The following is a 20,434-nucleotide window of genomic DNA, read 5'->3' as shown; positions in this document are numbered from 1 at the left end:
ACCGCGCGCCGGAAACCCGGTCCGCCGGCAAAGTCGAGATGAGTGAATGTCGCCACGCGCAATGATGAGTTCAGCTGGAAAGGCGGCCGCATGGAGCGCCATGGGCAGCTGGTTCGGCCTTGCCGGCAGCATGATTTCGCTGGTCGTGCTGGCGCGCCTGCTCGACCCGACGGATTTCGGCATCTACGGCTTTGTCCTGGTCACGCTGGCGATCCCCGAGGCCATTGCCTGCAACAGCCTGAATGAATCGCTGATCCAGCGCGCCGACCTCAGCCGCGGGCATTCCAATTCCGTATTCGGACTCTCCCTGTTCTTCGCGGTCATATTCTTTACCGCCATCATATTCGGGGCGCCCTATATCGAGACCTTCTTCAACCAGGATGGCCTCGCCCCCTATCTCTGGGTGATGTCTGCCGGGCTGTTCGTGGGCGCGTTGACGGCCGTCCCGGCCGCCCACCTGCAAAGACGCCTGGCCTTCAAGCAGATAGCCATGGTCGACATCATCGGCACTGTCACAGCCGCAATAGTTGGCGTGGCACTGGCATTGTGGCTCAAGAACGCCTGGGCATTGCTGATCATGGAATTGTCCCGGCGGGTGGTCAGGATGCTGGCATTCAGCTGGATGGATCGCTGGCTGCCCTCACTGAAATTTTCCCTTGGCAACCTGAAAGACCTCGCAGCTTTCAACATTGCCTCTGTCGGCATCCGCTTGGTCACGGTTCTCGAGCTGAACATCCCCCGCGCCGCGGTCGGCATCTTTCTGGGCCCGGCGGCGCTCGGCATGTTCAATCTGGCGCTGCGCGTGCAGGACCAGGCAGGTGCGGCCTTGATCTCTCCTTTCGGTGCCATCGCCCTGCCCTTTGCATCGAAATCCCAGTCGAACCGCGAATTGCTGCACAAGATGTTGCGCGGCGCGATCACGGTTGCGACCTTCATTGCCTATCCGGCCTTTCTTGGCGCCGTCGCGATTGCGCCGCTGGCCGTACCAATCGTGTTCGGGGAAAAGTGGGTGGGCGCCGTTGCGGCCATCCAGATTTCCCTCCTGATCGGCATCCGCAAGCCAACTGCCACATTCGATGCAGGCGTGCTGAAAGGGGTCGGACGGCCGGACCTTGTCCTGAAAATCGCTCTCTTGTGCCTGCTGCCGCTTGCGGCCCTGCCTCTTGCCGCCAATCAGAGCCTCGAAGCAGTGATGTGGCTGACCTGGTTCCAGAAAATGCTTGGATGGGTGCTCGGGGCCCTGGCCGTTCAGAAAGTGGTGGGTTTCCAGATCCGTCAGCAGGTATTTGCGGGCGCCTCTGCCCTGCTGGCATCCATCATCATGGCTCTGGCCGTCTTCTTCGCCTCGCCCCGGCTGCCGGCCGAATATAGCGATATCACCAAGCTGCTGATGATGATCGGCCTTGGCGGGATCGTGTATCCGCTGGTCCTGTTCATTGTGTCGCCGAAGACCACCTATCGCCGGATCCGTGCCCTGATCCTGCTGTTCTCAGGCAAAAAGGAACAGGCGATCCGCACAATGGTTGCCAGCACGTCACCAGATGCGCCGCCAGCCGCCGATGCACCGGAGGTGACCCATGCCGCGAAGCCTTGACCCCCACAAGATCGCCATCGTCATTCCGCTCTACAATGACGCCCCGAACATCGAGCGAGCGATCACCAGTGCCCTGGCCCAGACATTGCCGGCGCCTTACACGCGGGAAGTCTTTGTCGTGGACGATTGCTCGACCGACAATGGATGTGATCTTGCCGAGCGCATGGCAGAAACCCATCCCGACCTGACCATTATCCGCCAGCCGGTCAATCAGGGGCCGTCTGCCGCCCGAAACGCAGCGCTGGCCCTGACAGACGCCGGCTGGTTCACACCGCAGGACAGTGACGACTTCGTTGAACCTGACCGGCTGTCAAAACTCCTGACAATCGCTCTCGACAATGAGCTCGACTGGGTCGCGGACAATCTCCTGATCTCGATGCAGGCGACGCCGCAACAGGTGGAGCGTCCCCTCTGGCCGGAAAAGCCGGACGGACCGGTCGTGCTGACGGCACCATTCTTTGTCCGTCGCTCTTTCGACAATGAGACCGCGCGATCCGAACTCGGATTTCTGAAGCCCCTGTTCAACCGGCAGGCCCTTGCCGGCGGGCCTGAACCCTATCGAAATGATCTGCGGTTTGGCGAGGATTTCGAACTCTATACACGGCTGTTGCTGGACGGCACGACGGCGTGGCTGGTTGACCCTTGCGGTTACTATCTTGTGCAGCGTGAGAATTCCGCGTCCCACTCCCAGGCCGGGCGCGATCACCGTCGCCTGGCCCGGATCTCCAGTGACATGTCGAAACTGCCGGGCCTGCCACAGGATACGCGGCGCGCCCTGCGCGACCATGCCGAATATTCCCGCAAGGAAGCCGCAATGTGGTCTCTCATTGATGGCGTACGCGCCAGGAATCCACGGCTTGCCCTGTCGGCATTCGGCTTTTCTCCGGGCGCATCCCTCCATGTGCTGCGCGAACTCACCACCACCGCGTGGCGCCGGCTGACTGCCAGCTAGAATACCTCGAAATGCGCACACTCTTGCCAGATTCCCCCGTAGGATGAGTGGATCAGGGAACGCATGTTTTGGAGCCTGTTTTTAAACCGGTCTTAAGGTTTGACGCGGCTATATGCACTCCATGAACGAGGTGAATACGTCTCTTGCGAGGACACGGCCCATGATGAATCTGGCCACCGAAACCGGTGTTATCCGGAACTTTCAAGACGACACGAATGCCGACATCGAGAATTTCGGCAAATGGCCCGTCTGGCTGCGCATTGTTCTGATTGTCGGGCTCAGCTCGGCCCTCTGGGCCGGCATTATCCTGGCGATTTCCGCCATTCTCTAGGCTCACCGCGCCGACCTGATCCAGCCATTGCGCGGCTCTCAGGCCTTCACATATCCCATACCTGAATTCACATAGACCGGCGCCTGCCCGACCAGCTTCCTGCGGACCGGAGACAGGGTTGCCAGCGCGCCCAGATACAGCAGGTTCAGGGGTGTATTGAAGGTCGACCAAGCGAAGGATTCCGTGAAGGTGGAGATGAACACGATTCCCCCGAAGACCAGCATGGCCGACATTTCCAGAGACGACTTGCGGAAGAACTGGCTAAACAGCCGGTAGCCGCACCACGCCCACATCAACAGGTACAAGGCGAGACCGATATAGCCGAGGTGCACACGCACTTCGAGATAGGCATTGTGGAAGGTCAGCTTGGTGCCATAGGGCTTGTAGTCCAGCTCGTTGATCGACTGGGCTGCCCCGTTCGAAATGTTCCAGAATCCCTCCAGGCCAGTCCCCAGAATGGGGCTCTGTTCGGCCGCGTGCCGGCCGGCAGCCCAGATCGTCGTGCGCCCGGTAAAGGTCGTGTCCTTGCCCAGTGCGGCCAGGAAGTCGGTCAGATAATTCTGGTTGGTCTCATTGACCACGATCATGCCCCCAAGCAGGACCAGCCCGCCGACCATGATCAGCAGCAGGGATCGCAAGTGCCGCACGCGGCTGATGGATCCCCACACGAATTTGACTCCGAGCAGACCGGTGATGCCGACGGCGGCAAACACGATGGCGGTGGCCGAGGGGGCCCGCAACATGAACAGCAACGCCACAGGAAAGGCCACCGCGGCCAGTGCACGGGTCCAGGGCCAGGATTTCTCGTTCAGGAGTGTGGTGAAACTGAGCAAGGCTGCAAACAGCATTTGCTGGGCAAAATAGTTCTTCTGCGGGAATGGTCCGCCCCAATACATCGTGCTGTAGTAAGGCGCACAGATGACCAGCGCCAGAACGCTTGCGAAGAACAGGCATCGCAGCACGGTCGAGATATCGAACCTTGAAATGATGATCACCGCCACAAGCGGCGTCAGCATCAGCAGGACACCCGCCCGGACCGCCGCGCCAAAATAGGGCGCCCAGACGACAGAGGCCAATCCGAATATCGGCAACAGGAACAGAGGCCACGCTTTCAGAACGACCGGAATGATCTGTTCCTTGAACAGGACAAACTGGTAGAGAAACCACAGCACGATGAGATAGCGCAGCGGCGTTTCCAGCGGCAACGGCACGAACGTGTTGAGGAACCAGACCGACAACAGGGCCTGTTCCCAATAGGCCGGCTTGCGCGGCTCCTCGTACACATTGGCCATGACGAGGGCGGAATCCTTGTCGGTGGGAATGCGGCTGATGATGTTCATGCGGCGACCTCCCGGCCGAGGCTGTTGGCAATCATCTCCCGCATGAAACCGGCAGGCTGGATAAAGAGGTCCGAAGGCAGGTCTGCCAGACGGGCTGAATACGTCGCGATGGGACGCCGATCGGCCAGCAGGCCCGAGATCAGGTCCGGCAGGCTCTGTTCCAGCGGCTCGTCAATCACGAACCCGCATTCATGCCGGGCGATCCAGGCGGCTGTCTCCGTGCCTGCCGGGGCTATGGACGGCGTGGCATAATAGCCGCCTTCATAGATCCGGTTCGGCAAAAGCCAGACCGAATTGTAGCCAGCCTCCATGAAGTCTCCGGCCCAGACCACATCGAGGGATGCGTAAATGCCGGCAAGGTCTTCCGGTGAACGGAACCGGCCAAAGAAGTGCATGTTGGCCCGGCGGTCGATCTCGGGTTCGAACACCTCGATCTCGGTGCGCGCCGGTATGCCATGAAGGTGAATCTCCAGCGTGTCCGGGAACCGGTCCGCCAGGGCACAGAGCAGATCGAACGAGCGCTGGCACCTCAACATGCCGACCCAGCCAAGGACCAGTTTTCCGTCCGCTTCCATCTCGACGGCACTCTCGGCCATCGGACGCGGCCCGAAATCACTGTCCGCACACAACCGGTTTTCGACAAGGAACGCCCTGAAGTCGCCGTCATAATGGCGGTTGAAGTGATTTTTCAGGAAGCCCGGCGAGCTGACCACGAGCGCCCGGCTACGCTTGAGAAGGGTCCGTTCCAGGCGGCGCAGCAGCTTGCCGACCAGGTCTTCCCGAGTCAGGAGACGATGCACGTCCAGGCTTTCATAGATTACGGGCGTGTCCAGCCTGGCATGGCGCTTGGCCAGAAACGCGCAGGCCAGCATGTCCAGATTACGGGCATAGATCACGTCGGCTTTCGCAAGCAGCTTGCGATGGGCGGCGGCTTTTCTGGCCCCGGCAAAGACTTGCCGGATGCGCTGAATGAAGGCGCCATCCCGGGTCATGCCCAGATCGACATTCTGCCATTCAGGGTCCACATCCCGGCGACGCATCATGAAGCCGACCACATCGAGCCCGTCCCCCGCAAAGGACTTGACCCGACGGCGCACGGCCGCGTCAGCCGCGTCGTGTCCGAAGAAGGCAATCGTGGTCATGCGTGCGTCCCTATCGAGTTCGCCGGAGCGCCGCAGGGGTGCAGCGCTCCGATACCGGGATCAGTTCGCGTCCATCTTCTCAGGCTCGTCCGAACTGTGCTCAGCGAGGCTTGGCGGCGTCTGGATGGCCGTCGGGCGGATTTCGCCTGGCTTGGTCTTGTCCGAATTACGACGCAGGAAGCCGAACAGGGAGGGTTTGGTCTCCATCTGGTAGTACTTCCGATAGGCATCATAGCCTGCGCCGGGATCGCTGTAATGACGGCGACGGTTCAGGTTCACCATGTTCAGCGTCACGCCCAGCAGGTCTGCCTTGAAAGATTTCAGCAGCGCGAGTGACTGGCGGGCGGCCGACCGGGTCGTATGACGCCAGCGGACGACAAGAATGGTCTTGTCGGTCTTGCCGGCAACGACCCGCGCCTCTGCCATCAGCAGCAACGGACCGGTATCGATCAGGATGAGGTCATACATCGACCGCAGACGGACCAGCAGGTCATCGAAGGCACGCGTCCCGAACACGTCATGCGGCGTGTGCCCGGTCAGGGACAGCGGCAGGATGTCCAGCATGCTCTTCGGATCCTTGGTGATGGCGTCCGACAGCTGACCGGCTCCGAACAGGTATTCGATGAAGCCGATTTCCGGCTTCAGGCCAGCAGCATCCGTCAGCTGGCGGCGGCGGAAATCTCCGTCGATGACCAGGGTACGGGCACCGGACATGGCCGACATCCGTCCCAGGGCCAGGGTCAGGCTGGTCTTGCCTTCATCCGGAAGGGACGATGTGATCGCCACGGTCTTGGTTTCGCTGTCGAGATCCGAGAACGCAATCGCCGCGCGCAAGTATCGAATACTCTCCGCAAAGGCCGACAATGGATTCTCTATCAGATATTCGGCGGGGTTGGTCTGGGTGAAGCCGAGTGCATTCGTCGTGCGGATCAGCGGTACCGATCCGAGTGCGTTCTGGCCCAGCTTCTTCTCGATATCCTCCGAAGAGGAAATCTTCATGTCGAACATCTCGGCCAGCAAGGCCAGCGCCCCGCCCAGCATGCCGCCCAGAATGGCACCAATGAAGAGATTCAGCTTGGTACGTGGGGAGCTCGGGAATTTCGGGACCGATGCCTTGGACAGGATCACGGCGTCCGGCTGAACCAGACCATCCTGTTCACGGGTCTCCTTGGAGCGGGAAATGAACTCCTCATACAGCACACGGCTGGTCTCGGCGTCCCGCTCAAGCTCGCGCAGGCGCACCATGGCCAGGCTGTTGCCGCGGAGTTTGGCGTTCGAATTGTTGATCTGGGATTGCAGTCGGCTGACCTGGTCCTGGCGTACACGCACCTCATTCTCGAGATTGGACGCAATCCGGTTCATCTCATTCTCGATCTGGCGCTCGATATCGGCCTGTTCCGCCCGCGCACCGATCAGCTCCGGGTGCTGGGGACCGAGCCGCGTCTCGAGATCTCCCACTCGTCCGCGGATGGTCGACAATTGCTGTTTCAGGCTCGTGATCAGCGGAGATTCCAGAACTTCGGAAATACCGTCGACGCCCGACCCGCTGGAAATCTGGCGACGCATGCTGTCATAGCGCGAGCGCACCCGGTTGAGTTCAACCTCAGCCTGGGTCTTCTGCGTGGTGAGATAGGCAATGTTCTGCTCTGTGAGCGTGTTGCCCATCGCCGTTTCCATGTCGTTGTCGGCAATGAACTTCGCGACCCGGTTTTCCTTTTCCTCGACTTCCTCGCGCAGGGCGAAGACGCGGTCGGACAACCATTCGGTGGCACGGCGGGTCGCATCCAGCTTGGTTTCCAATTGCTGGACCCGGTACTGGTCCGCAATGGCATTTGCCAGACGTGCCGCAGTTTCCGGCGACTCGCTGGTAACCTGAACGTCGATCAGATAGGTCGTGCCGACGCGAGAGACGCCTACCCGGCCCATCAGCGTGCCGACAACGCCATCCAGAATGGCCGCGTCACGCTCGTCCACGCTCATCCCTTCGAACGGGTCAACCTGCCGGGTGTCCATCCCCAGCATCGACTTGACGGATTTCTTCACGCCTCCGAGCAGGCTCGGCTGCGGCTCGCGCAGGGTCCAATTGAATTCCGGATCCTCCACCAGCTTCTGCTTCACAGCCACCTTTGTCAGCAGCGACTTCGATTTCATGATCATCACTTCCGTGTCGATCACGGCCGTGCTGACAGCCAGTCCGCTGAGAACGCTGCCAAGGTCGATAACGTTCTGCTGTTCGGTATCGAGCTGAACCACCGAACTCGCCTTGTAGAGCGGAGTCTGGTTGAAGGTCATGTACGCAACCAGCGTGAACACACCGAGGAAGCTGAGCGCGATCAACCAGAAGCGCCGATACACGGTGCCCAGCAGCGACTTCAGATCCGTCGGCATGGCATTGCCGTCGGATTCCGCTTCTGCGGGTACCTGGGACGGGAGTTCGAAACTGAATGTCTTGGTCAAGTTACTATACCGCTGGCTTGGGTTGCGAGGGAACTGGCGGCCGGACAAACCGGCCGCCATTCAGATCAGGGGAAAATGCGGACAGAAACGCCGAGCAGGTCGGCTTCGAAATTCTGGTCGCCGATGATGGCGGCGCCGCTCCGGTCACGCTCGACATGGCGAGCAAAGGCATTCAGATGGACGCGCTTGTTCATCTTGTAGGTGCCCATGACGCCGAATTCGGTGACGTCGTCATCGCGATCAATCTCGTCATACTCGTAGGAGGTAAGCTCTCCGTATCCAGACAGGATGATGTTGCGATAGAGTTCGTGATCGACCCGCGCGCCATACTGCGTCTGGATCGAGCCGGCACTGTTGCGAATGCCGCTGTCGACCGTCTGGCGTCCAGCATTGAAGGACACCGTGGTCAGCCGGGTCGGGAACCACTGCACGTTCGCATCCACTGCGAGGCCGTCAGACCCCTCATAGAAGCTGTCATCCTGGTCTTCGGACAGATAGCCAATGGCAATATCACCGCGGATCAATGTGGTCAGTTCGAAATCCACACCACCATATACAGCGTAGTTGTCGGAGTCGCGGGACCGCGGCGCTCCATCGACCACAACGAGATTGTCATATTCACGCTGCTCGATCTGGCCTTGACCAAACACTGCCACATTCGGGGTCAGGGCATAGCTCAAACGGGAGAAGAAACGCGTATCCGTGCGGTCGCGGAAATCCTCATCAATGGGCGTTCCGTCAAGCGCGACGGAATCGTCATAGTCGATCTCGGCGATGGTGACGGTGTTGTACCAGCGCACGCGATCATTGGTGTAGTTTGCGTTCAAATCCACGCCCGAACGGGTGAACTGGATCGGCTCACCCAGCCCGTTGGCGTTCGACGGATCAGACTGCTTGTCGGTGGACTGCTGATAGAAAGCAGCGGCGCCCAGTGAAAAATCGCGGCGAACATCGAGACGACCGCGCAGGCGCGTGCGGAATTCCGTCGAGGACTGGTCGCTGAAGTCCTGATACTCGTCACGTGCTGCAGAGACATCCAGTCCGACTTCGTGCACACTCCAGTTTGTGCGGGCAGACACATCTGCGCCGATGCGCGCCAACGTGTCCGCTTCCTCGTTCGTGCTCGTGCCAAACGCGTTGCTGGTGTAGCCCAGCCCGGCGAACAGGCTGGAGTTCACCACAAAAGCCCCCAACCGGACCGGTTCCGGATCGAACTCCGGCTGCTGACGCTCGGTCACGGCCTCGTACTTGTCGCGGCTGTAATAATCGCTCGTTTGCGCCAGTGCCGTTCCCGACACCGCCGTCATGAGGGCTCCCGTTGCGACACTCGCAAGGCTCACCCGCTTCAATTCCAACATGTCCACCTCTTCCCAGGATTATGAATTCCGGCGCGTCCCGCCGTCATGTTTACCAAAACACTCAAGCAAGACCCATACCACTTTTATTGCCAAGAGTGAGGGCCTGTTTAGCGAAATACGATGTGAATCAAGTAATCAAACTCCGGCAAATTCGATTGAATTCGTACGGAGTTTGAATTGGTCCTGCCAAACCTGCCCGTCCCAGGGCCATAATCCCCCAAGAATTCAAGCCACAAGAAGAAGCCCGGAACGCCAACGAGACGTTCCGGGCCACTCCGGCAGGTCCTGCCTGCCCGCGTGATGCATTTTCGGACAGGCCGACCCGCAACAGGCCTGCCTGTGCCTTTTCGGGGGCTATTCCGCGGCGGCCGGCAAATCGGCTTCCGACAGGGCCGTGTAACGCTTCAAATGATGATCCACATTGCCGAATTCGGCATCGATCATCGTCAGGCGCTTGAAGTAATGCCCCACGGCCAGTTCGTCCGTCATGCCCATGCCACCATGGATCTGGATGGATTCCTGGCCGACAAACCGCCCAGCCTGGCCGATCCGGACCTTGGCAGCAGATGCTGCCTTCTTCCGGGTCACTTCGTCCTCATCGAGTTTCAGCGTGGCCATATAGGTCATCGAAATGGACTGCTCATGCTCCATGAACATGTCGACCATGCGGTGCTGCAGCACCTGGAACTTGCCGATGGCAACCCCGAACTGCTTGCGCTGACGGGAATATTCCACCGTCATGTCATGCGCCACCTTCATGGCACCACACGCTTCAGCGCAGAGTGCGGCGATGGCCTCGTCCGAAACCAGCTCCACCAGTGGAAGGCCATTGTCGACATCGCCAATGACGGATTCAGCGCCGACGGCAACATTCTCGAAATAGACTTCCGAAGCTCGGCGACCATCGACCGTGGGATAGTCGCGCGTAGAAACGCCCTGAGCATCCTTTGCAACAACGAAGACCGTCACGCCATTGCGGTCGCGGCGGTCACCGGACGTGCGTGCAGTCACGATGAAATGGGTCGCCCATGGCGCACCGATCACAACAGCCTTGTGGCCGTTCAGGACAAAGCCTGCTCCGTCACGCTTCGCTGTTGTTTCCAGATCGGCAAGATTGTACCGGCCACGCGGTTCAGCGTAAGCGAATGCGAAGATCGCTTCGCCGGACATAATACCGCTGAGATATTCTTCCTTCTGGGCATCGGAACCGCGCTTCAGGAAGCCTCCGCCGCACACGACGCTCGGCACGTAGGGCTCGACGACAAGCCCCTTGCCAAATTCTTCCATCACAACCATGGCGTCGATCGGTCCGCCACCGAGGCCGCCATCCTCTTCGCTGAACGGTGCCATCAGCAGGCCGAGCTCGGCGAATTGCGCCCACATTTCCGGACGCCAGCCCGCCTCGGACTCAACGACCTTGCGGCGCGTGTCGAAGTCGTACTGCTCCCGGATCAGCCTCGAAAGGCTGTCGCGGATCATTGTCTGTTCTTCTGTGAAATTAAAGTCCATCTTGGTCCTCCCTGCCTCGTTCGCCTTACAGGCCGAGGATCATCTTGGTGATAATGTTGCGCTGAATTTCGTTCGAACCGCCATAGATCGACGTCTTCCGCATGTTGAAATACGTCTCGGCAGCGAAATTCGCATGGTCCGGGCCGACGCCGAAGCCTTCATTTCCTGTGGCTTCCATGCCGTATCCGTACGGCGCGCCATAATAGCCAACCGCTTCGAGCGTCAGTTCCGTCAGACGCTGCTGGATTTCGGTACCCTTGACCTTCAGGATCGAACTTTCCGGTCCCGGTCCCTTGCCGGCCGCTTCCGACGCGAGGGTCCGGAGTTCGGTGAACTCAAGCGCCGTCAGATCGATTTCGAGCTGGCTGATCTTGCGGGCGAAATCCTGAGATTCCAGAAGCGGCTTGCCGTCGACCAGTTCTTCGGACGCGATATTGCGCAGGCGCTCCACGCCGCGCTTGGACCGGGCCACGCCTGCAATGCCGGAACGCTCGTGCGCCAGCAGGAACTTGGCATAGGTCCAGCCTTCATTCTCCTTGCCAACGAGGTTTTCCACGGGCACGCGGACATCGGTCAGCCACGTCTCGTTGACTTCATGCGTCCCGTCGATCAGCTTGATCGGCTTCACTTCGATGCCCGGCGTGTTCATGTCGACGAGAATGAAGCTGATGCCTTCCTGCGGCTTTTTCGCATTGGGATCGGTACGGCAGAGGAAGAAGCCCCAGTCGGCATGCTGCGCGAGCGTCGTCCAGGTCTTCTGGCCATTGATGACATAATGGTCGCCATCGCGAACGGCCGTTGTCTTCAGGCTGGCCAGATCGGACCCGGCGCCCGGCTCGGAATAGCCCTGACACCACCAGACTTCACCCGACCGGATACCCGGAAGGTGACGGGCCTTCTGTTCCTCATTGCCGAACGTGTAGATGACCGGTCCAACCATGGACACGCCAAACGGCAGCGGCATCAGGGCATCGACACGGGCATTTTCCTCGGACCAGATATAGCGCTGGGTCGAGGTCCAGCCGGTGCCGCCATATTCCTTCGGCCAGGCCGGCGTGGACCAGCCCTTCTTGCCGAGCACCTTGTGCCAGGCCAGGAATTCTTCGCGCGTGAGATCCTCCCGCGTTCCAATTCCTTCCAGTTCCTTGGGATAGTTCTCGCGAATGAATTCGCGAACCTCATTGCGGAAGGCAATTTCTTCCGGCGAAAAATCGAGATTCATGACGGCTCCTCACTGTGCGCTCCCTGCGCATCATTCTTGCCCCCTCTATTTCCGCCATTTTCCGGCAAAGGCAAGGTGACGTGAGCGTAAACGTCAGGTTCTCGTCGCGTCAGGTCGCAGTGCCGTCTGCCGGCTCGGCAATGAAGGGGGCGCAGGCGGTTTTCAATAGACCGATGGCGGTGGCAGAGCCCAGTCCGCCCCCGGTCTGGAATTCAAGCTGGAGCAGCGGCTGCAAGCCCAGCCGCTCAATGGCCGCCTCGTGCGCCGGGCGGCGCGTCACATGCGAAGCGATGCAGTGGCTGATCGCTTTCGGCTCGATGGCATGAACGATTGCAGCCGCAATCGTGGTCGCAAATCCGTCCAGCACGACCGGAATGCCCTGATGGCGCGCGGCGATGATGGCCCCGACGCATGCGGCAAGTTCACGACCACCAAGATTGCGAAGTGCCTGCAGCGGGTCGGACAAATGGCCACGATGCAGGGTCAGGGCCCGCGTGACGACTTCCACGCGACGACTGACCAGATCGGCGGTTTTCTGGTTGTTCGGTCGCACCCAATAGTCCGGAGCGCCACCATAAAGCGCACACGCCACAGCCGCCGCAGCGGTGCCGACACCGGCGCCGGACACAGCAAGCGCCAGAAGATCGGGCTTCTCCTCTGTTGCTTCAAAACCGTACGCGATCGTCGCAGCACATTCCCGTTCAGACATGGCCGCATCTTCGGCAATGCTGGGCGTGGGACTGTCGATCGCAAGGTCGAACACGCGAATGGCAGCGCCCGCCTGTGTGGCGATGGCAGAAAGCGGCGCCCGGCCAGCCCGCAATGCCTCGACATGCGCCTTCGTATCGCCGGAACTCGACAGGGATACCCCTTCGGTCTGGACGCCGTGCGAACTGGCGAAAACGGCAAGGGTCGGAGACTCGATGCGTGGCGGGAACCGGCCCTGCCATTCCGCCAGCCAGGCCGCGGCTTCGCCAAGACGTCCGAAATCGCCCTCCCGCCCCATTTGCAGCAGGGCCTCACGCACTTTCTGCGCCGGCGCCGGATCGCGCTCGACCGCGGTCCGGATCAAGGACCGGGCGTCTTCCAGGGGGGATACTTTCTGGGCCGACTCGCTCAAATCCTGCGCTCCTTCTCCATCGCTTGATGCCTATACCTTATATCAGACAACCTTGTGTCACTGCGACAAGGTTTTGTTACCTCGTTCATGAGACAACTTGCGCACTGTGCTGCGCTGATTAACCTAAAACAATGACCACTCAAGCCATAAAGTCCCCATGCATTAAAGTGTGCGCCGTTGATGCCTCGACCGGCCTGTGCCTCGGCTGTGGCCGCTCGCTCAAGGAAATCGGCGGCTGGGTCAAAATGGGCCCGGATGCCCGGGATCTGGTCATCGCCGAACTGCCGGAGCGCATCGCGCGCCTGGAAAAGCTTGGCAAGCGATAGGAAGGACATCCATGTCGGTTGGAAAGATCTTCGCATCGGGCCTTGGGACGGCGGTCCTGATTTCCGCAACCGTGGTGTTCTTTCTCGTGCCGCGCGTCGAACGCTACCAGGCAGAGGCTGCGATGGTCGAAGGCCGGCCTGCGCCGGCTCCGACAGAGAAACGAACATCGGTGAACTTCGCCAGCGCCGCGATCATCGACCGGGAGTCCGACGGACACTACTGGACACGAGCCGATGTCGACGGCACCGCCGTGAAGTTCATGGTCGACACCGGTGCCAGCACTGTCGCCCTCACCTACAGGGATGCCCAGAGGATCGGGTTGAATCCGGAGACCCTGGACTATCGATGGGAAATCCGTACGGCCGGGGGCATCACGCATGGCGCGGCCACCACGCTGCAGAGTATTCGCATCGGGCAGGTCGAAGTGGAACACGTCGATGCCATGATCCTGAAGGACGGGCTCGAACAGTCGCTGCTCGGCATGACCTTTCTCGGCGAACTCTATTCGTATGAGTTCAAGCAGAGCCAATTGATCATACGCCGGTGATCTTCTCGCCATTCGGCCCCTTGCCGATTCCAACTTCCCAGGCGAACCGTTCAGAGTCGCCAGCCCAGCGCGCATAGGCGACGCGGCCCTCCAGCCCGGCGGCGTCCATCAAATCCCTGTACCAGTAATCCGCGCCGGCGTTCAGCCGCTGGGGATGCACGCCCCAGAGCAGGCAGGCCGTGCGCAAACGCTGATCGTCAAGTGATCCGTAGATAATGGGTGCCTTGCCGCGCACCCGGGCAAACCGCGCGAGACGCTCAAATGCGCCGGTCCGCAACGCCAGAGCCGTCGCACCTTCCGCCTCGGCCATGCCCTGGGCTGTCTCGGCAATCACATCTATGGCGGTCTGAGCAGGCACATCGCCCGAGAATTGCTCCAGCGACCGGCGATAATCTTCTGCGCCTTCCGTGGCGCGTATGATGCGCGACATGATCGACACGGTGGTCGCCGGATGGCGCCCGACAGCCGTCTCCCCGGACAACATGACCGCGTCCGCGCCCTGATAAATGGCCGTCGCAACGTCCGAGGCCTCCGCGCGGGTCGGCGCGGCATTCTCGATCATGGATTCCAGCATTTGCGTCGCCACGATGACCGGTCGGCCCAGCCCCCGTGCGCACCGCACGATCCGGCGCTGGATGACCGGCACATCTTCCGGCGCATATTCCACGCCCAGATCGCCCCGTGCCACCATGACCGCATCCGCGGCTGCAACGATCGGCTCCAGATTGGCAATGGCCGCCGGCTTTTCCAGCTTGGCCACAAGCGGTGCCCGTCCGGCTATGATCGCCTTCACCTCTTCGATGTCCTCGACCGTCTGGACAAAGGACAAGGCGATCAGGTCAACGCCGATCTCAAGGGCGAAGTCCAGATCCTTGCGATCCTTCTCCGTCAGCGCGCGGACCGGCAGCGCCTTGCCGCGCACGGTAAACCCCTTCTTGTCTGTCAGCTTGCCCGGAACGTCCGCGCGCACACGTGGCTCCACGCCAGCCTCTGTCACGGTGAAGATCAGCTTTCCGTCATCAACGAGGATGACATCCCCCGCCTCGAGCGCATCGACGATCTCCTTGTGCGGCACCGGGATGGTTGCGTCCCGGTCCGTGGCGTCTGCGGCAATCACGGCATATTCCTGCTGGTAGCGCAGCCGCAACTCTCCGCCTGGCAGCGATCCGACCCGTACCTTGGGCCCTTGAAGATCTGCGAGCGCGGCGAGCGGACGGCCCGTTTCCGCTTCTGCCGCCCGGACCGCATCCAGAGCTTCCTTGTGGGCGGCATGTTCACCATGACTGAAATTCAGGCGGAAAACGTCCACCCCGGCATGGGCAAGCGCCAGAACTTCCCGTGGCGCACGGCTACCTGGGCCCAGCGTCGCCACGATCTTCGCATTCTCGCTAACCAGTCTCTGTCCAGTCATTCCGCCCTCCCGGTGACAAGGTTGACATTCCTCCTATACGAGTCCCGGCGGCGAGGCCAGCCAGAGTTTGTCGGCAGGACGGGATCGCAAAAAAGCAGGTACGCCTGCATCCATTCAACCGAGTCGGCGCATCCTCCCATGCAAAAGGAGAAATTGAACATGAAGTCTGCCCTCTTGGCCCTGTCTCTGCTGGCCGCCTGTGCCATGCCCCTGTCGCAGGCTGAAACGCCGCCCACCGAAGAGCCGGTCGCGCCAATTCAGGTCATGGTGCTCGGCACATATCATTTCGGAAATCCGGGACTCGACCTGGTGAACACGGATTCAGACGACGTGCTCGCGCCACACCGTCAGGCCGAACTGGAAGATCTGGCTGAAAGGTTGATGGCGTTTCGCCCCACCGCCATCGCGGTGGAACGCATCCGGCGCACCGAAGATGCGCTGGACCCGAATTTCGCAGACTTCGTGCCAGAGGATCTGAGCCGCCAACGCGACGAGCGGGTCCAGATTGGCTACCGGGTCGCACATGAAGCGGGACTCGACCGTGTCTATGCAGTCGATACGCAAGAGGGTGAAATTGCCTATTTCCCGTTCGACCGGGTCGAGGCCTTCGCGGCCCGCACGGCGCGCGAAGACGAGATCGCGGGTCTGATTGACACGATCAAGACCCAGGCCGGAAGCTTGATGCAGGATCAGGCAACAACCCCGATTCCGGAATTGCTGGCCCGCCAGAACGACCCGGCCATTATCCGCACCATGCATTCCGATTTCTATTACGGCCTGCTCGACATGGCGGACATGGAAGATCCGGCGGGGGCCGTGCTGAATTATGGCTGGTATGCCCGCAATGCCGAAATTTTCTCGAACATCGCCGAATTCGCCGAACCGGGAGACCGCATCCTCGTCATCTACGGATCCGGCCACAGTTACTGGCTGCGTCACTTCGCACAGGAAACACCCGGTTTTGAACTGGTCGAAGCCGTCTCCTATCTCAGGGACTAATCCACCGCGAACGGATCGTAATTGAGGATTGGCGCCAGCCAGCGCTCGGCCTTGCGGGTATCCCACCCCTTGCGCCGGGCGTAATCCTCGACCTGATCCTTCTCGATCCGCCCCACTGCGAAATACACGCTGTCAGGATGTGCGAAATAGAGACCGGATACGCTGGCGGCCGGCGTCATGGCAAAGCTTGAGGTCAGCGATACGCCAATGCGGCTATCGGCCTCCAGCAAGCGGAAAAGGGTTTCCTTCTCCGTATGCTCAGGCTGGCTCGGATAGCCCGGTGCCGGCCGGATGCCTCGATACTTCTCCTTGATGAGATCGGTGTTCGAGAGGTCTTCATCCGCTGCGTATCCCCAATATTCCTTGCGGACCCGCTCATGCATGTACTCCGCCATCGCTTCGGCAAAGCGGTCCGCCAGCGCCTTCACCATGATCGAGGAATAATCATCGCCCTTCGCGGCGAAGTCCTGCGCAATGGTTTCTGCCTGCGGCCCCGCCGTGACGCAGAATCCGCCGACCCAGTCGTCGCCTTCCGGCGCCACGAAATCTGACATGGCAAAGTTCGGACGAGAATTGTCCTTGACCATCTGCTGACGCAAGGTGTGGAACACGTCCCCGGTCTGAAGCCTTATGTCGTCTCCGTCTGAATTGGCTTTCCAGAACCCGATCACCGCTTTCGGGGAGAACCAGGCTTCGCCGACCAATTGCTGCAACATGGCCTGGGTGTCGTTCCAGAGGCTGGTTGCCGCTTCACCGACGATCTTGTCGTTCAGGATTTGCGGATACTGTCCGGCCAGGTCCCAGGCTGAAAAATAGGGCGTCCAGTCGATATAGCGCGCCAGTGTTGCGAGATCGAAATCCTCGAATGTCCGCACACCCTCAAATTCCGGTTGTGGCGGCGTGTAGGAAGACCAGTCGAGCTTCAGTCCGGCAGCGCGAGCCTGGTCGATCGGCAGGCGCGGTTTCGGCACACCGCCAGCACGGGCTTCCCGCATCCGCTCATATCGCGCCTTGGTCTGCGTTACGAAACCCGGTTTGTCATCTTCGCTCAACAGGGCACTGACAACACCGACGGCACGGCTGGCATCGGCGACATGTACGACCGGGGCGCTACGGATGACCGGGTCGATCTTCACAGCCGTATGCGCCGGACTCGTCGTTGCGCCGCCAATCAGGAGAGGCTGTTTCATGCCGCGCCGCTCCATTTCGGCGGCGACGTAGACCATCTCGTCAAGGCTCGGCGTGATCAGGCCGGACAGGCCGATCACATCGACCTGTTCCGTCTCCGCCGTGTCCAGAATGGTTTCTGCCGGTACCATGACGCCGAGATCGACGATGTCGTATCCATTGCAGGCCAGCACCACGCCGACAATATTCTTGCCGATATCGTGAACATCCCCCTTCACCGTCGCCATCAGCACCTTGCCATTGGAAGTATCCACAGTGCCCAGCCGCTGCTTTTCCTCTTCCATGTAAGGTTCGAGCCAGGCGACAGCCTGTTTCATGACCCGGGCCGACTTGACCACTTGGGGCAGGAACATCTTTCCGGAGCCGAACAGGTCGCCGACCACGTTCATGCCGTCCATCAGCGGCCCTTCGATGACATGCAGCGGCCGTTCCGCAGCTTGCCGGGCCTCTTCCGTGTCGGCATCGATATATTCTGTTATGCCATGCACAAGGGCGTGCTCAAGCCGCTTTGCAACCGGCGCCTCGCGCCAGGACAAATCCTTTTCAGCGGTCTTGCCTTTCTGGCCCTTGAAGCCTTCGGCGATCTCGATCAGGCGCTCAGTCGCATCTTCGCGCCGGTTCAGGATCACATCCTCGACGCGCTCACGCAGTTCCGGCTCGATATCGTCATAGATGTCGAGTTGGCCCGCATTGACGATGCCCATATCCATCCCTGCCGGAATGGCGTGATACAGGAACACCGAATGCATCGCCCGACGCACGGGTTCATTGCCCCGGAAACTGAACGACACATTCGAGAGGCCGCCGGAAATGTGGCAGCCCGGACAGGTCGCGCGGATTTCGCGCGCAGCCTCAATGAAGTCCACGGCGTAATTGTTGTGTTCTTCGATGCCTGTCGCTACCGCAAACACGTTTGGATCGAAGATGATGTCTTCGGCCGGGAAACCAACCTCTTCAGTCAATATACGGAAGGCCCGCTGGCAGATTTCGACCTTGCGGTCCTCTGTATCCGCCTGCCCGACTTCGTCGAACGCCATGACGACAACCGCAGCGCCATAGGCCAGGCACGCGCGCGCCTGTCTGCGGAACGTTTCTTCGCCCTCTTTCATCGAGATCGAATTGACGATCGCCTTGCCCTGAACGCATTTCAGGCCCGCCTCGATGACCTCCCATTTAGAAGAATCGATCATTACGGGAACGCGGGCGATATCCGGTTCCGCCGCAATCAGGTTCAGGAAAGTCCGCATGGCCTCGGCACCGTCGAGCATGCCTTCATCCATATTGATGTCGATCACCTGCGCGCCGTTTTCGACCTGCTGGCGCGCCACTTCGACCGCGTCGGCATAGCGGCCTTCCGTAATCATTTTCCGGAATCGCGCGGAACCGGTGACGTTCGTGCGCTCACCGACATTTACAAAGGATTGGGAAGCTGAAGTCGTCATTTTCTCGATTTCCCCGCATCAAGGGGCCAGTTGCCATCAGCCACGGGCGGGAATCCGCCCACCGGCCGGTTGTACCAATAGATCCAGGCCGTTTCGCCCGTTTCTTTGCCTACAGCGTCACACAGGGGAATGCGCTTGCGGAGGTAAAGGCTTGTGGCGGGATCATCCGTCATGTCTTCGAACGCGTCCATGGCGGGCAGAATGGAGACGTCTCGGATTTCCCACCGAACGCCGTGACACAACGTGTCGCCATCCACCACCCCAGGAAAGCCTCCCAGATCGACCATGTGTGCCCGGAAACGACACGGCGGACCGAAAGCCCCGGCTGTCGCCAGAGGCAGATCGGCCGGTTGCCCGGCGGCGCCCTGCTTCAAGAGGCCGTAAAAGACGAACAGATCGCCGGCCTCCACATTCCGAAGAGTCACGAGGCCACCTCGAAGGGCTCGAGACCCGCCAGGCGCATCGTGTGCTTTGTCGGCGCTGGATCACGCGGTTTCACCCCTTCCACCGACTTTGCAATGGCGGCGATATGTTCCGGCGTCGTCCCGCAGCAGCCGCCGAGAATGTTCACCAAGCCTTCCTTTGCCCAGCCACCTACAGCGCCCGAGGTTTCATCGGGTTCTTCGTCATACTGACCCATCTCGTTGGGCAGGCCCGCATTCGGATAGGCCGCCACCAGCGTGTCGGCCACCCGGGAGAGCGCCGCTATGTGCGGACGCATCAGGTCCGCCCCCAGCGCGCAATTGAATCCGATGGCAAAGGGCTTGGCATGGCGGACCGAATTCCAGAAGGCTTCAACCGTCTGGCCGGACAGAGTGCGGCCGGACCGGTCGGTGATCGTGCCGGATATCCAGATCGGCAGCGCTTCCATTCCTTCCGCTTCAAGGTCCATGATCGCCTTGATGGCGGCCTTGCAATTCAGCGTATCGGTTATGGTTTCGATCAGGTAGAGATCCACACCGCCCTCATTCAAGGCCCGGATCTGCTCTCGATAGGCCTCGTAGACCTCATCGAAGGTCACCGACCGTGCCCCCGGATCGTTCACATCCGATGACATGGACAGCATCTTGTTGAGCGGGCCGATCGATCCTGCAAGGAAGCGGGGTTTGTCCGGAGTCTTCGCCGTCCATTCATCTGCGGCGGCGCGGCCCAGCCGTGCGCCTTCCAGATTGATGTCCCGCACCGACTGCGGATCGAGCTTGTAGTCATCCTGGGCGATCACGGTTGCGCTGAATGTGTTGGTTTCCGAGATGTCTGCCCCCGCCTCATAATAGGCATTGTGCAGATCGGTCACGATATCCGGCCGGGTCAGGCAGAGAATATCGTTGTTGCCTTTCATCTGTCCCGGATAGTCGGCCTCGCTGAACCGGTCCGCACGATAGTCGGCCTCGTCGAGACCGCGCCGCTGGATCATGACCCCCCATGATCCGTCCAGAATGAGGATCCGTTCTCTTGCGGCCGCTTTCAGGGCCTTGATGCGATCTTGTCGTGTCAT

17 protein-coding genes are annotated in these 20,434 nt (G+C 60.5%); 6 read left to right on the top strand and 11 right to left on the bottom strand.

All coding sequences use genetic code 11. The features are described 5' to 3' along the window. Positions 1–46 precede the first annotated feature (46 nt). The 3 genes from HF955_RS13675 (at position 47) to HF955_RS13665 (ending at position 2,877) form a co-directional block, all read left to right on the top strand. The gene (locus HF955_RS13675; RefSeq protein WP_291075791.1) at positions 47–1,594 is read left to right on the top strand and encodes an oligosaccharide flippase family protein; all 1,548 of its coding nucleotides are present in this window, start codon (positions 47–49) and stop codon (positions 1,592–1,594) included. Continuing rightward, positions 1,578–2,546 carry a glycosyltransferase family 2 protein gene (locus HF955_RS13670; RefSeq protein WP_291075789.1) on the top strand — a complete coding sequence of 323 codons (969 nt, stop codon included), beginning with the start codon at positions 1,578–1,580 and terminating at the stop codon, positions 2,544–2,546. Before HF955_RS13675 ends, HF955_RS13670 begins: the two co-directional genes overlap by 17 nt. A gap of 160 nt (positions 2,547–2,706) precedes the next feature. Then, on the top strand, positions 2,707–2,877 hold the full coding sequence (locus tag HF955_RS13665; RefSeq protein WP_291075787.1) for a hypothetical protein: 171 nt from the start codon (positions 2,707–2,709) through the stop codon (positions 2,875–2,877). Between the two features lie 38 nt (positions 2,878–2,915). Here the strand turns inward: HF955_RS13665 and HF955_RS13660 are convergent, their stop codons facing one another. The 7 genes from HF955_RS13660 to HF955_RS13630 form a co-directional block, all read right to left on the bottom strand. Next, the gene (locus HF955_RS13660) at positions 2,916–4,217 is read right to left on the bottom strand and encodes an O-antigen ligase (RefSeq protein WP_291075784.1); all 1,302 of its coding nucleotides are present in this window, start codon (positions 4,215–4,217) and stop codon (positions 2,916–2,918) included. After that, positions 4,214–5,359 (bottom strand): hypothetical protein, encoded by a 1,146-nt coding sequence (locus HF955_RS13655; RefSeq protein ID WP_291075783.1) that lies wholly within the window; start codon positions 5,357–5,359, stop codon positions 4,214–4,216. The genes HF955_RS13660 and HF955_RS13655 overlap by 4 nt, the downstream gene beginning before the upstream one ends. 60 nt (positions 5,360–5,419) lie before the next feature. Next, positions 5,420–7,816, bottom strand: coding sequence for a polysaccharide biosynthesis tyrosine autokinase (locus HF955_RS13650; protein ID WP_291075782.1), 2,397 nt, complete (start codon positions 7,814–7,816; stop codon positions 5,420–5,422). 65 nt (positions 7,817–7,881) lie between these two features. Beyond that, on the bottom strand, positions 7,882–9,174 hold the full coding sequence (locus HF955_RS13645; protein ID WP_291075780.1) for an outer membrane beta-barrel protein: 1,293 nt from the start codon (positions 9,172–9,174) through the stop codon (positions 7,882–7,884). 354 nt (positions 9,175–9,528) lie between these two features. After that, complete coding sequence (locus tag HF955_RS13640) at positions 9,529–10,683, bottom strand: acyl-CoA dehydrogenase family protein (protein ID WP_291075778.1); 1,155 nt, start codon at positions 10,681–10,683, stop codon at positions 9,529–9,531. 25 nt (positions 10,684–10,708) lie between these two features. Then, complete coding sequence (locus HF955_RS13635) at positions 10,709–11,905, bottom strand: acyl-CoA dehydrogenase family protein (RefSeq protein WP_027838606.1); 1,197 nt, start codon at positions 11,903–11,905, stop codon at positions 10,709–10,711. Between the two features lie 109 nt (positions 11,906–12,014). Then, on the bottom strand, positions 12,015–13,025 hold the full coding sequence (locus tag HF955_RS13630; protein WP_027838607.1) for a nicotinate-nucleotide--dimethylbenzimidazole phosphoribosyltransferase: 1,011 nt from the start codon (positions 13,023–13,025) through the stop codon (positions 12,015–12,017). A 131-nt stretch (positions 13,026–13,156) separates the two neighbouring features. Between HF955_RS13630 and HF955_RS13625 the strand changes: the two genes are divergently transcribed. Together HF955_RS13625 and HF955_RS13620 are read left to right on the top strand one after the other, a co-directional pair. Further along, complete coding sequence (locus HF955_RS13625) at positions 13,157–13,351, top strand: DUF1289 domain-containing protein (protein WP_027838608.1); 195 nt, start codon at positions 13,157–13,159, stop codon at positions 13,349–13,351. An 11-nt stretch (positions 13,352–13,362) separates the two neighbouring features. Then, positions 13,363–13,899 (top strand): TIGR02281 family clan AA aspartic protease, encoded by a 537-nt coding sequence (locus tag HF955_RS13620; protein ID WP_291075774.1) that lies wholly within the window; start codon positions 13,363–13,365, stop codon positions 13,897–13,899. Here HF955_RS13620 and pyk read toward each other — a convergent pair. After that, positions 13,886–15,310: a pyruvate kinase gene (gene pyk / locus HF955_RS13615; RefSeq protein ID WP_291075773.1), complete on the bottom strand. Its 1,425-nt coding sequence runs from the start codon at positions 15,308–15,310 to the stop codon at positions 13,886–13,888. The two genes, HF955_RS13620 and pyk, sit on opposite strands and share 14 nt — an antisense overlap. Positions 15,311–15,469: 159 nt before the next feature. On the opposite strand from pyk, the gene HF955_RS13610 reads away from it, so the two are divergent. Beyond that, positions 15,470–16,309: a DUF5694 domain-containing protein gene (locus HF955_RS13610; protein ID WP_291075771.1), complete on the top strand. Its 840-nt coding sequence runs from the start codon at positions 15,470–15,472 to the stop codon at positions 16,307–16,309. Here HF955_RS13610 and metH read toward each other — a convergent pair. From metH to HF955_RS13595, 3 genes are read right to left on the bottom strand one after another with little or no spacing between them, the layout of a single operon-like run. Next, positions 16,306–18,939 carry a methionine synthase gene (gene metH, locus HF955_RS13605; protein ID WP_291075770.1) on the bottom strand — a complete coding sequence of 878 codons (2,634 nt, stop codon included), beginning with the start codon at positions 18,937–18,939 and terminating at the stop codon, positions 16,306–16,308. The genes HF955_RS13610 and metH overlap by 4 nt on opposite strands. Beyond that, positions 18,936–19,364 (bottom strand): gamma-glutamylcyclotransferase, encoded by a 429-nt coding sequence (locus tag HF955_RS13600; protein WP_291075768.1) that lies wholly within the window; start codon positions 19,362–19,364, stop codon positions 18,936–18,938. The genes metH and HF955_RS13600 overlap by 4 nt, the downstream gene beginning before the upstream one ends. Next, a complete protein-coding gene (locus tag HF955_RS13595) occupies positions 19,361–20,434 on the bottom strand; it encodes a homocysteine S-methyltransferase family protein (RefSeq protein WP_291075766.1) in 1,074 nt (357 codons plus the stop codon). The genes HF955_RS13600 and HF955_RS13595 overlap by 4 nt, the downstream gene beginning before the upstream one ends.

This window comes from Hyphomonas sp., assembly GCF_017792385.1.
GTDB lineage: Bacteria > Pseudomonadota > Alphaproteobacteria > Caulobacterales > Hyphomonadaceae > Hyphomonas.
This window is presented reverse-complemented; position numbering and strand designations above follow the sequence as displayed.

Excerpts from the sequence above, each read along its gene's own strand:
- HF955_RS13675 (WP_291075791.1), top strand. The coding sequence starts at position 47 with ATGTCGCCACGCGCAATGATGAGTTCAGCTGGAAAGGCGGCCGCATGG.
- HF955_RS13670 (WP_291075789.1), top strand. The coding sequence starts at position 1,578 with ATGCCGCGAAGCCTTGACCCCCACAAGATCGCCATCGTCATTCCGCTC.
- HF955_RS13665 (WP_291075787.1), top strand. The coding sequence starts at position 2,707 with ATGATGAATCTGGCCACCGAAACCGGTGTTATCCGGAACTTTCAAGAC.
- HF955_RS13660 (WP_291075784.1), bottom strand. The coding sequence starts at position 4,217 with ATGAACATCATCAGCCGCATTCCCACCGACAAGGATTCCGCCCTCGTC.
- HF955_RS13655 (WP_291075783.1), bottom strand. The coding sequence starts at position 5,359 with ATGACCACGATTGCCTTCTTCGGACACGACGCGGCTGACGCGGCCGTG.
- HF955_RS13645 (WP_291075780.1), bottom strand. The coding sequence starts at position 9,174 with ATGTTGGAATTGAAGCGGGTGAGCCTTGCGAGTGTCGCAACGGGAGCC.
- HF955_RS13640 (WP_291075778.1), bottom strand. The coding sequence starts at position 10,683 with ATGGACTTTAATTTCACAGAAGAACAGACAATGATCCGCGACAGCCTT.
- HF955_RS13635 (WP_027838606.1), bottom strand. The coding sequence starts at position 11,905 with ATGAATCTCGATTTTTCGCCGGAAGAAATTGCCTTCCGCAATGAGGTT.
- HF955_RS13625 (WP_027838608.1), top strand. The coding sequence starts at position 13,157 with ATGACCACTCAAGCCATAAAGTCCCCATGCATTAAAGTGTGCGCCGTT.
- HF955_RS13620 (WP_291075774.1), top strand. The coding sequence starts at position 13,363 with ATGTCGGTTGGAAAGATCTTCGCATCGGGCCTTGGGACGGCGGTCCTG.
- pyk (WP_291075773.1), bottom strand. The coding sequence starts at position 15,310 with ATGACTGGACAGAGACTGGTTAGCGAGAATGCGAAGATCGTGGCGACG.
- HF955_RS13610 (WP_291075771.1), top strand. The coding sequence starts at position 15,470 with ATGAAGTCTGCCCTCTTGGCCCTGTCTCTGCTGGCCGCCTGTGCCATG.
- metH (WP_291075770.1), bottom strand. The coding sequence starts at position 18,939 with ATGACGACTTCAGCTTCCCAATCCTTTGTAAATGTCGGTGAGCGCACG.
- HF955_RS13595 (WP_291075766.1), bottom strand. The coding sequence starts at position 20,434 with ATGACACGACAAGATCGCATCAAGGCCCTGAAAGCGGCCGCAAGAGAA.